The organism is Blautia sp. HCN-1074 (assembly GCF_037890165.1).
Taxonomy (GTDB): Bacteria; Bacillota; Clostridia; order Lachnospirales; family Lachnospiraceae; genus Blautia_A.
Window position 1 is genome coordinate 117,922 of the sequence record NZ_JBBKBP010000001.1, and the last position, 11,394, is coordinate 129,315.

General features: G+C 41.2%; 9 protein-coding genes and 2 pseudogenes. All 11 read right to left on the minus strand.

All coding sequences use genetic code 11. The features are described 5' to 3' along the window. Positions 1-80: 80 nt before the first annotated feature. The 11 genes and pseudogenes from WKT11_RS00565 to WKT11_RS00615 all read right to left on the minus strand — a co-directional run bounded on the left by WKT11_RS00565 (position 81) and on the right by WKT11_RS00615 (position 11,368). A complete protein-coding gene (locus WKT11_RS00565) occupies positions 81-1,370 on the minus strand; it encodes a hybrid sensor histidine kinase/response regulator (protein WP_117675136.1) in 1,290 nt (429 codons plus the stop codon). Then, positions 1,364-2,815, minus strand: a complete 1,452-nt coding sequence (locus WKT11_RS00570; protein WP_117675138.1) for a transporter substrate-binding domain-containing protein — start codon at positions 2,813-2,815, stop codon at positions 1,364-1,366. Before WKT11_RS00570 ends, WKT11_RS00565 begins: the two co-directional genes overlap by 7 nt. After that, positions 2,796-2,954, minus strand: coding sequence for a hypothetical protein (locus tag WKT11_RS00575; RefSeq protein WP_340281664.1), 159 nt, complete (start codon positions 2,952-2,954; stop codon positions 2,796-2,798). Before WKT11_RS00575 ends, WKT11_RS00570 begins: the two co-directional genes overlap by 20 nt. Positions 2,955-3,057: 103 nt before the next feature. Next, positions 3,058-4,806, minus strand: a complete 1,749-nt coding sequence (locus WKT11_RS00580) for a response regulator (protein ID WP_445291921.1) — start codon at positions 4,804-4,806, stop codon at positions 3,058-3,060. 273 nt (positions 4,807-5,079) lie between these two features. After that, positions 5,080-5,622: pseudogene (locus tag WKT11_RS00585) on the minus strand (substrate-binding periplasmic protein); the annotation flags it as partial. Between the two features lie 12 nt (positions 5,623-5,634). Beyond that, complete coding sequence (locus WKT11_RS00590) at positions 5,635-5,829, minus strand: hypothetical protein (RefSeq protein ID WP_340281666.1); 195 nt, start codon at positions 5,827-5,829, stop codon at positions 5,635-5,637. Further along, on the minus strand, positions 5,830-7,947 hold the full coding sequence (locus tag WKT11_RS00595; RefSeq protein ID WP_117675142.1) for a SulP family inorganic anion transporter: 2,118 nt from the start codon (positions 7,945-7,947) through the stop codon (positions 5,830-5,832). Between the two features lie 180 nt (positions 7,948-8,127). After that, positions 8,128-9,291, minus strand: coding sequence for an RNA-guided endonuclease InsQ/TnpB family protein (locus tag WKT11_RS00600; RefSeq protein WP_117675144.1), 1,164 nt, complete (start codon positions 9,289-9,291; stop codon positions 8,128-8,130). Then, positions 9,254-9,898: pseudogene (locus WKT11_RS00605) on the minus strand (IS607 family transposase). Before WKT11_RS00605 ends, WKT11_RS00600 begins: the two are co-directional and overlap by 38 nt. A gap of 173 nt (positions 9,899-10,071) precedes the next feature. Beyond that, complete coding sequence (locus tag WKT11_RS00610; protein WP_117675146.1) at positions 10,072-10,299, minus strand: DUF3791 domain-containing protein; 228 nt, start codon at positions 10,297-10,299, stop codon at positions 10,072-10,074. Positions 10,300-10,441: 142 nt separating this feature from the next. After that, positions 10,442-11,368: a site-specific integrase gene (locus tag WKT11_RS00615; RefSeq protein ID WP_117675148.1), complete on the minus strand. Its 927-nt coding sequence runs from the start codon at positions 11,366-11,368 to the stop codon at positions 10,442-10,444. Between the last annotated feature and the right edge of the window lie 26 nt (positions 11,369-11,394).

Genomic DNA, 11,394 nt, shown 5'->3' on the forward strand with positions numbered 1-11,394 from the left:
TAGCATAAATTCTGTGCATCGCGAAGCATGTTACTGGGCACGGAGTGAACAGTAACAACGTGTCTGAAGGATACTTTATGCTATTGTTCGCTCCGCCTGTCTAAAACCCCACAAATAGTCTTCTCAACTTTTTCTGCATCAACAGGTTTTGCAATATGTCCGTTCATTCCTTTTGCCAGTGCCTTTTTTCTGTCTTCTTCGAAGGCATTGGCTGTCATGGCAATGATTGGAATATTTGCTTTGTTCTTATCTGACAGTCCACGGATCATCTCAGTTGCCCTGTAGCCATCCATGTTCGGCATCTGGATCTCCATAAGAATCAGGTCATAGGTGCCTGCCGGAGACTGCTCGATTCTGTAGACACACTGAATGCCATCTTCCACTCTGTCAATTACCAGTCCCTCTGTCATCAGAATTTCCATTGCAATCTCTGCATTCAGGTCATTATCCTCTGCAAGCAGCACATGTTTTCCTTTAAGGATTTCTCTTGAAGCATCTGTTGTTTTCTCTGATTTTTTCTCATAACACCCTGCATCTGCAATCCTGTGCTGAAGTATAACAGTAAACCGACTTCCTTTTCCGGATTCACTTTCTACTTCGATGGTTCCGCCCATCATATCGACCAGATTTTTCACGATAGACATTCCCAGTCCGGTTCCGCCTATTTTTCCGGCTGTTGTATTCCGTTCCCGGCTGAAGGACTCAAAGATGATGGGAAGATATTCTTTGCTCATGCCAATGCCGGTATCCGTAACTTCTGTTTTAATCCTTACATATCCTTCTTCGCTACACGGAAGTTCTGTGGTTATCAGAGATACTGTACCACCGTCCGGTGTATACTTAATTGCATTGCTGACAAGATTAATCATAATTTCTCTTATCTTGGTACCGTCACAGATAATATGCTGGTGTACCACATTATCCTCATGCAAAAAAGTAATCCCCTTCTGCTGTGCTTCCTCTCCGAAAACATCATAAAATTCTCTCAGCATACTGCTTATTTTTACATAATCCTCGCTCAGCTCTACCTTTCCGCTCTCGATCCGCGCCATATCAAGCACATTGTTAATGATCGACAAAAGCAGATTTCCTGACTGCTCTATCTTTTCCTGATAATCCAGAAGTTTGGGATCTGTCAGTCTCTTTCCAAGCATCTGGTTATATCCCAGGATCACATTCATAGGTGTACGGATATCATGAGACATATTATTCAGGAAATTGGTCTTTGCCAGGTTCGCACTCTCTGCCTTTTCCACAGCAATCTGCAGCTTTTTGTTCAGTTGTTGTGTTTCATCTGCCGCCTGTTTTGCAACAGTCTCAGCCTGACGCGCCTTTTGCAGCAAGCCCAGGATTGATATCAGAATCAGCATAATAACCACTGCACTGCACTGCACAGTAAAACTACAGCCAGATTATCCTTTACAAATTTTGCCAGAGTAACCTTCCCCGGTGTACTCTCATACATGGCGATGGCACTTGTAAGCATGTTGGAGGGCATGGCTTTAATCGTCTTATTCAGTATGGACAGCAGGTAATGGTTGCCGCTTTTTACTGCAAAAGCAGACTTCTCAGGGTTTGAAAGAGGCAGACTGTATAAATTGTATTTTTCACTGTAATCCGATGCAGAAGCAACTCCTGTGACAAATCCGTCTGCATGCTTCTTTATCACAAGATTTGCCGCATCATCCACAGAATCGCACTCTACGATTTCCCACTGAGGATAGTAATATTCAATATGCTTTTCCAACGGCAGATCATCCTTTGGAACTGCAATACGGTTTGATTCATTCTCATTAAAAGATGTCTTATTGGTGACAGCCATCAGATTATAGGTCCAGGCTGTATTGGTACAAGCGAAATGGTATTCCTCTGCTGTGTCCGGATTCTGACTGAAATGAAAGATCATATCAATTTCATCCGATTTCAGGGCTTCAGTCTCCTCCTCGTAGCTGTTATATTCTGTCAGTTTAAAATCCAGCTTCTGGTTTCCCAGACAGCCTGCTGCATATTGAATATAGTCAGTCATTGCACCGCTGAATCTGCCGTCAGGCATCTCTATGGTGCTGATGCCTGTATCATCTTTCAGGAATCCGATGCGGATGGCCCCATGCTCTTTCAGCCATTTTTTCTCCTCACCGGAAAGAATCGGTGTATAATCCATGGAAAAATACTGCTTATACAAATCTGCCAGGTAAAATGGATTATCATCCTCCAGTCTGCGCATGGCATTATCCAGTTCTTCTTTGATCTCCGGATGATCCTTGTTGATCGCATAATAAATGCCAGATTTTCCCACATTTACAACTGTGGAAATCCCCTGGGCAGCCCATAAAGACTCCTCCAGGGAAACAAAGGCATCGATTTCATGATCTGCCAGCTTTCTTTTCACATCATCATTATTGGCTATATTCACATGTGTTGTTTCCAGGTTATATTTCTGCTCCCATTCTGTGAGCATGACTTCCGGCTGGGTTCCTTTCAGCACACCGATCCGTTTTCCATTCAGTGTCTGGAAATTATAAGCTGAAATATCCGTATCTGAAAGATCTGCATACAGATAATATTTCTCCTCACCCATAGGTTCATCGGAAAACAGCATCTGTTTTGCGCGTTCCTCTGTATAGGAAATATCACCCATAATGTCAAATTCACCGTTTATAAGCTTTTCAAAACAGTTGGACCAGTCACAGGTGACATACTCAAACTTCCATCCTATATAGCCGGACAGAGTTTCCAGAAGCTCATATCCATAGCCCTTCCTTGCACCTTTCTCATTGACATAATTAAAGGTGTCCTCAAAGGAGCACGCGGACAACTCTTTCCGTGGTTTCTTCCTCCGCAGCTTTTGCTGTGGCAGGTGTCGCACACAGGATGCAGGTCAGAATCAGACTTAGGACCATGCATATGCATACAATCCTTTTTCCTGTTCTGCTCATTGATTCTTTTTCTTTCATTTAATTTCTGTATTCCCTTCCCAGTCTGTCGATTGCCTGAAATGTGTTTGAAAATACCTTCCACAAGAAATGATTTTTCAAACACGCTCTGAGGTAATCCATATTATCGCTTAAAAGTATTCTGCAGAATTTCTCTCATCTTCTCAATATCCACAGGTTTCGCAATATGTCCGTTCATTCCTTTTGCCAGTGCTTTCTTTCTGTCTTCCTCAAAGGCATTGGCTGTCATGGCAATGATTGGAATATTTGCTTTGCTCTTATCTGACAGACCTCGGATTACCTCTGTTGCTTTATACCCATCCATGTTCGGCATCTGAATGTCCATAAGAATCAGGTCATAGGTGCCTGCCGGTTTCTGTTCTATCCTTGCCACACATTGAACTCCATCCTCAGCACGATCAACCATAAGTCCCATATCCTCCAGAATAAACTCTGCGATTTCCGCATTCAGATCATTATCCTCTGCAAGCAAAATATGTTTTCCGCTTATTCTATCTGTTTCATCCATATCTATAGATTTTTCCGTATCCTGTTCATAATAACTCTTATCAGCAATCCTGTATTCCAGAGTAACTGTAAATTTACTTCCTTCCCCCAGCTTACTTTCTACTTCAATAGTTCCGTACATCATATCAATATATTTCTTTATGATCGGCATTCCCAGACCTGTCCCCGCAACTTTTCCGGCCGTTGTATTTCGTTCCCTGGCAAAAGCCTCAAAGAGAGATGGAAGGAATTCTTCGCTCATTCCGATACCTGTATCAATTACCTGAGTCCGTATCCGCATATAGTCTTTCCTGTCACAGTCAAGTTCTGTGATCTTTATGGTAACCCTTCCCCCTGAAGCTGTATATTTTACCGCATTGCTGATCAGATTGAGGAAAATTTCCCTGTTCTTTGTCCCATCGCAGATTACGTGCTCATGCTGCACATCGTATTCCATCTCAAGGTGAATACCTTTTTTCTCCGCTTCTGCCTGGAAAATTTTGTAAATTCCCTGATAAATATCTCTGATCTTCACATAATCCTCATCCAGTTCCACCTTACCGCTTTCAATCCGTGCCATGTCCAGCACATTGTTGATAATAGACAGCAGCAGATTTCCGGACTGTTCCATCTTCTCCTGATAGTCCAGAAGCTTGGGATCTGTCAGTTCCCTTTTTATCAGCTCACTGTATCCCAGCAGGGCATTCATGGGTGTCCGGATATCATGAGACATATTGAAAAGGAAATCTGATTTGGCGGCATTAGCCTTTTCTGCCTGAATCTGGGCTTTTCTTGCTTTCATCATCAGGTAAACTATAATCATTATAATAACCAGAACCGTACTTACAAAACCAATAGAAACTGCTCGCAGGTTATCCTTTATGTATTCTGCCAGAGTGACCTTTCCCGGTTCGTTTTCATATACGCAAAACTGACTGGAAAGCCTGGAAGCAGGCAGAGTCTGAATGGTTTTGTTCAGGATATTCATTAATGTTGTATTGTCCCTGGTGACTGCAAAGCAGGAATCCCCGGATTTCGTAAGAAAAATACTGCGCATTTTGCTGTCTGCCATTGTCTTTAATGACTGTCCTGCCTTCACAACAAAACAGTCTGCCTCACCGCTGTGAACTGCCTTCTCAACCTCATCGGATGAGTCATATTCCTTTATTTTCCAGAAAGGATAGTTAAAAGAAATATACCACTTTCCCAGCAGGTTATTCCTTCTCACTGCTACTGTATTCTCTTTATTTTCATCAAACTTTTTAACACCTGTGAGTACTGCAACATTGACTTCAAAAACAGTATTTGACAATATAACATCGTTTTGCTCAGCTTCATATGGATTCTGATTCATATGAAAAATCATATCAATCCTGCTATCCTTTAATGCCTGTAGCTCTTCCTCCTGGGAATCAAAGCCTGTCAACTGAAATTCTATGTTTTTTTCTCCCAGACAGCCAGAAGCCAGACTAATATAATCGTTAATAATTCCTACCGGTTTCTCTGACTCCGTACCCACAAGGCTGACACCCACATCATTTTTCAGATATCCAATCCTGACCGCCCCATGCTGTTCCAGCCAGTTCTGCTCCTCATCCGTAAGAGTTTCAAGGGAATTTGCGGAGAGATACCTCTTATAAAGATCGTCTGTATAAAAAGGATTCTCCCTCTCAATCTTCTGCATTGCCTGATCCAGCTCCTCTTTCAGATCCGGGCGTTTTTTGCTGACTGCAAAATAGTTATAGGAGCCGCCGATCAGAAGAGCTGGTGAAATGTTATCTCTTTCCCACTGTGGAGATTCATTCAAAACAAACCCATCAATTTCATGATTTTTCAATTTCTGACGGATATCGTCTACATCGATAATATCAACCTGCTGTGTGTTTACTCCATGGCTTTTTTCCCACTCATGAAACATTTCGGCAGAAAGTGTATCCGGCATCATCCCGATTCTCTTCTCATTTAATGTAGTCAGATTTGAAACAGAGATGTCTGTATTGGATGGATTCACATAGAGATAATATTTATCCTCGCCCATAGGCAGTTCCGAAAAGAGCATGGAAGTGGAACGTTCCTCTGCATAGGAGATGCCTCCCAGCAGATCGATCTGTCCTTTTTTCAGCATGCTCATCAGTTCTGCCCAGCTTCCATCCACATATTCATATTTCCAACCGGTATGCGCAGCTACTGCCTGTTAGTATTCGTAGCTGTAGCCTCTCCTCTGACCGTCTGATCCTGTGGTATTATAGATTCCTTCATACCAGCCTACTCTGACTGTCTGAGTTTTTGCTTCCTCTGCTGATACAGGAAAGGGAAGCACAGTAACATATAAAACAAGGCATAATAAAATGCAGATATATCTCTGTACATTTAAATTAAACTTTTTCATTTACCTGTTATCCTTCTCACGCTGCTTTAATACCAGTGCATACACATCCGGCCATTTTTTCTCTAACTGCTCATCCAAAAGTCGCCTGCGCTCCTCGAACATCGCCACCAACTCCGGATGCTCTTTCAGCATCTGTTCCCGGAGTTTCTTTCGATGCTTCTCAAAACGTACAGTCAGTTCCTGTTCATCCTGTCCGGAAATCTTTACAATTTCTTTCATATGCTCTTCCAGATGCTCAATCCATGCATCTGCATCAAGTTCGTCCATATGATTCCACTGGCCATGGAGCAGTTCCTGCATATCTCCGTTCTCTTTTAAATGTTCAATCTGCAGATGAATCTGCTTCTCTATCTCTGCCTCAGAATCAGAACCAAAAGCCCAGACAAATTCCTGTACACTGTTGTCCACACGCTTTCTGAACGGAGAACGTTCTGTATTATCTACATTGCCCTTCAAAGGATAAGGATAATGGATTCCCATATCCTTTAATGCAACATGTATGGTCCGGCGTACACGCCCCTCTTCGATCAAAAATCCAAGTCCAAGTGCACGCATCTGTTCATTCAGCTCAGCGATATGCTCTGTTATGTAGAAACGAATTCCTCTTGCCTTCAGAGAACGGTACAGAATTGCAAGCCTGTCCGCAGCCGTAACATCAATACTGCCAATCCCGCTGGCATCCAGAATTACTGCTTTGGTATCCGGTCCAATGGCATTCTCAATATCCTGCTGTAAAATATCTATATTTGCAAAAAACAGGCTGCTGCTGAATCGGTAGATCACCACGCCCTCAATCTCGCAGTTATGCAGGCTTTCCGTAAGATCCTCGAAATGCCTGTGTCCCGGCTGCACTCCCAGAAAACAGCGTGCCGGTTTCGCAGTACGGATGATCATCTCTGCAAAGGAGAGAATAATACCGATCAATACTCCATTGATGGTGCCAAGCATCAGCACTCCCCAGAATGCGCCCCAGTAGATCAGGCATTCCTTTTTGCTGATTTTCCTCAAACGTACAGCCAGATCAAATTCCGTTGCCCCCAGAAGTGAGGATATCACAATTGCAGTCAGCATGGGAACCGGCAGATAAGCGATCAGCCCGGTTGCTCCCAGAAGCACAAAAATCATGGAAATTCCTGCAACAATTCCTGTCAGCTGTGTTTTTCCCTGGTACTGTTCACTGATAGCGGTACGTGACACCGAACCATTGATCGGACAGCAGCCTGTCAGAGCTGCCGCCAGATTTCCCATGGAAAAGGCTACCAGCTCCTGATTGGCATTTACCCTGTAACCATTTTTCTGTGCAAAGCTGTTCTCACCAAGTAAGGTTTCCGCCATGATCACTACAGCAATGGACAGACTGTAGATAACTGCTTCCTTCAGACCGATGGCAGAGAAGTCAGGAATACTCCATACAGGCAGCCCCGGTTCTACTGCATCCAGTGTGCGGATTCCCCAGTTGGAAATCGGGACGAAATAGGATAATAATACACCTGCAGCCATCAGAACTACTACCATAGGAAACTTAGGCATGATTTTTTTCATTACCAGAAGGATGACCAGAGAAACCAGACCTAAGATCAGTGAAGGCAGATTGATCTGTCCCAATGTAGCCCAGATATGCTCTGCCAGCTCCGGCAACTCTCCGGTTCCTGCAGTTCCACCCATTAATTTGGGCACCTGCATGAGAATAATTGTGGTACAGATACCTGTGATAAAGCCTCCCATTACAGGTGCGGAAATATAGTTTACCAGTTTTCCAGCTTTAAAAAATGCAAATATAAACAGCCAGACTGCCACAAAAAATGTGAGTACCGGCACAACCGCCACGGCCTGTTTCGAACCACTCTGGATTCCCATTTCCACCAGTGCCGCCCCGACTAACGCCGCAGGTGCTGCATCCACCCCGAAGATGAACTGAGGTGATGTGGAAAACAGCCCAAACAATATGATCGGGAATACAGAGCCGTACAGTCCATAAACCGCCGGAAGCCCTGCAATCTGGGCATAGCCCATGGAAATCGGGATCGAGACAGCCATAATAATCAGCCCGGTGAGGATGTCCTTTGATAAATTTTTTCTGTCGTAATTTCGCAATGTTTTGGCTAACTCAAGGTGCATTTGTTTTGTGTTCCGTTACTGAAAACTTATAAAAAGTTATAAACTTCTATGTTCCATTCCTACTTCAACGAGTATGCTTTTGATGATATAAATATCAATCTACTCACAAGTTCTTGTACTCTCCATAGGCGTAAATTCCGGACTAACGTATCCGTACATATTTGCATTAACGTTTCAGTGTCAGCTTGCAAATTGTTCTCCATAAGTCTTGAGATTTATAGATGCCTGGAAGTCTCTGTCAATCATATTCCCACACTCACATCTATAAACTCTGTCAGATAACTTCAAAGCTTTTTTGATATTTCCACAACAGCTGCAAAGCTTTGATGATGGATAAAACCGATCAGCCACAATAAGCTGAATCCCTTTATCGCTGCATTTGTATTCGAGCTGTTTTCTAAACCAAAAAAATCCCTGTTCCTGGACTGCTTTGGATAAATGTCTGTTTTTCATCATTCCGCTGACATTCAGATCTTCAATACATATAAATCTTGGTTTTCGATTTATGATCTCAGATATGGTCTGATTCAAATAGTTTTTTCGGATATTTGTTAATCTGTGATTTCGTTTTAATAAAAGTTTTTCCTTTTTAATTACATTATTTGTTTTACAGTAACTTTCTCCTTTTTTATTTTTCTCGTAAGAACGAGAGATACTACGCTGTAATCTGCGTTTCTGTTTTTCTAGTTTCTTTACTTTCTGACTCTTATTGATGTTCTTATACTTAGTTCCATCAGAACAGATCGCCAGATCTTTGATTCCCAAATCTATGCCGACTCCGTCATCATTAAGTGTTTCCCTGCAGTCAGGAAATTCTACACATACACTGATCCACCAGTTCAATCCGTCAAAGGATATTCGCGGATTCATATATTTAGCATCTGTCGGAATCCTTCCATATTCTGCAAGTCTTACCCAATTCATTTTTTGCTTATTTGCCTTCCTGCTGGAGGAAAAGCCTTCAAATTTAACGTGGGTATTACTGAATCGTATCTTAACGTTGTCCTGATAGAACTTCGGCATTGATCTCTTTTTTGACTTGAATCTTGGGAATTTCTGCAAACCTTTGAAAAAATTCTTATAAGCAATACAGGCATCTTTGATTGCCTGTTTGGTTACATTATTTGAAATACTCAGTAACCATGCATATTCATCAGAATGTCTAAGCTTTGTAAATTCTTTTCTGAGTTCTGCATCTGAAATGAATTTTTCACCTTTTTCATAGTTTTCTATTTCCCTGGCCAAAGCCCAGTTATAAGCAAATCTTGAAGCACCTGCGTACTGAAACATCTTAGTTTTCTGTACATTATTTGGTATCAACATTACTTTTATGGCTTTTACCATCTGTTTCCTCCTGTATCAGTTCCCGAATAAGTTTCTTAGCTTTATTCGCTCGTTTTCCTTGTAATTTACAACTGAATACTGTGATTATTTGAACCAGATCCTCAACAAGTTCCTGCTGTTCGGATTTTTCAGTATTATCAATAATCTCAATCTCACAATTATAAAGTGAAGCGATATATTCTATCAGCTCAAAACCAAATCATAATAGCCGGTCTTTATATAAAACAACAACCTTTTCAACCTGATTTTGAGATATTCGCCTGATCAATTCCTGAATTCCTTTTTTCTTATAATTAATCTCGGAACCGATATCACTTATTATCTCAAATGGCTGTCCTTTTGCCAAAAGATATGTCTTAACATTATCAATCTGTCGTTCCAGATCATCTTTCTGTTTATGGCTTGAAACGCGACAATATCCAATTGTAATGCGGTTTTTAGGCTTTACATTTATTACCTGGTTGAGTTGCTCATCAGAATAATATCTATAGCCACTTACTGTAGTATGATGCGGATGAAGTTTTCCATTGGCATCCCAATTTCGTAATGTCTGGACAGATACGCCTATAATTTTTGAAAATTCATGTATAGAATAATATTTACTCAAAGAAGCAACTCCTTTCAATAATATTCTACTCTAATATCTTATAAAACTCAACATGTGCTTATATGATTTTATAATTTATATTTAACTGTTAATAACCTCCGTTTTTTCCAAGCATCATGTTACTAAAATAGTACCTTCTCTACTTGCTTATAGCCAAATAACTGATTCACAGCTTATTTAGTTAATAATGTACCTCCATTTTTTTTACATAAAATTTCTAAGTCTTCCAAAATTGTTTCAAAATCCAGAGTATGCTCGACATCGTAATTTTCTTTAATGAAAGCTATGCCTTTGAATTGAAAAAGGTACTGAAACGCTTCTTTGGCACTTAGATTATGTTTATTGGCAAATTCATTTACACACGCAACAGTAAAACCAATTTTTCTTTTTTGTTCGCTCATTCAAAAGCTCCTTATTATTCTGTAATGCCTGCCTATAAGATAACTAACAGTATATCACACTTCACATTTTTTTCCATGCCTCCTGTAACAGAAAAAGCAGTAACTTTTTATCAGCGCAGATAATTTCTCTAAATCATCCAGATTATAATCCTGATAAAGTTCTCATCACCAGATCTACATCTTTGTTCTCCAGTTCCTGAATAATGTGCAGGTATGTTTTCTGTGTTGTAGTCATACTTGCATGCCCCAGTCTACGCGCAACACTGGCAATGGACACTCCTGCAAACAATAATAATGAGGCATGGGTATGTCTGAGTCCATGTATGGAAATCTCAGATATCCCACACCTTCTGCAATGCCTGGTAAGCACATCATTCACAGTAGAATTGTAAACCTTTGATTCTCCCACAAAAACAGGTTGATCCTGCGGAAGTGTTTTGGTCAGTTCTGAGAATTTTACAACAATCTGCCAGTCAATCTGAATTTTTCTCACAGAAGATTTATTCTTCGTTGGAAGGAAACCACCTTCACCTTTATAATCCCAGGTTTTGCTTATTGACAGCGTCTGCCTGCCAAAATCAAAATCTGCCGGAGTAATCGCCAGAGCTTCTGAAAATCTCATTCCGGTTTTTGCAACAAGAAGAATAAACCAGTCCCAGTTTGGCTCCTCCTTAATATCCAGATCAGCGATCAATGTATGAAGTTCAAACTGATTCAGATATTTTATTTTCTTGGCCTTGGGAGTTTTCCCCTTAATAATGGCTTTTCTGGTTGGATCTCGTTCTATCATTCCTTCATCAACCGCATCCAGAATAGCACCTTTCAGCTGATGATGAAAATCCAGCGTAGTCTGTCTCTCATGTTCTCTTGCATAATCATTCAAAAGCTGCTGATATGCCGTTCTGGTCAGCTCTGACACCCTCAGTTCAGGCACCAGCTTCTCCACCCACCTCTGTGTCATCAGATATTTTGCCATAGTTGCTTCACGAATTGCACCCTTTTTATATACATCAATCCACTGTGCATAATACTGCGAAAACAGTACATTGTTATTTGTATCATTTGACATAAGCATTCTCCATTTCCGAAATTACC

Excerpts from the sequence above, each read along its gene's own strand:
- WKT11_RS00565 (WP_117675136.1), bottom strand. The coding sequence starts at position 1,370 with ATGCTGATTCTGATATCAATCCTGGGCTTGCTGCAAAAGGCGCGTCAG.
- WKT11_RS00575 (WP_340281664.1), bottom strand. The coding sequence starts at position 2,954 with ATGAAAGAAAAAGAATCAATGAGCAGAACAGGAAAAAGGATTGTATGC.
- WKT11_RS00580 (WP_445291921.1), bottom strand. The coding sequence starts at position 4,806 with ATGATTTTTCATATGAATCAGAATCCATATGAAGCTGAGCAAAACGAT.
- WKT11_RS00590 (WP_340281666.1), bottom strand. The coding sequence starts at position 5,829 with ATGAAAAAGTTTAATTTAAATGTACAGAGATATATCTGCATTTTATTA.
- WKT11_RS00595 (WP_117675142.1), bottom strand. The coding sequence starts at position 7,947 with ATGCACCTTGAGTTAGCCAAAACATTGCGAAATTACGACAGAAAAAAT.
- WKT11_RS00600 (WP_117675144.1), bottom strand. The coding sequence starts at position 9,291 with ATGGTAAAAGCCATAAAAGTAATGTTGATACCAAATAATGTACAGAAA.
- WKT11_RS00610 (WP_117675146.1), bottom strand. The coding sequence starts at position 10,299 with ATGAGCGAACAAAAAAGAAAAATTGGTTTTACTGTTGCGTGTGTAAAT.
- WKT11_RS00615 (WP_117675148.1), bottom strand. The coding sequence starts at position 11,368 with ATGTCAAATGATACAAATAACAATGTACTGTTTTCGCAGTATTATGCA.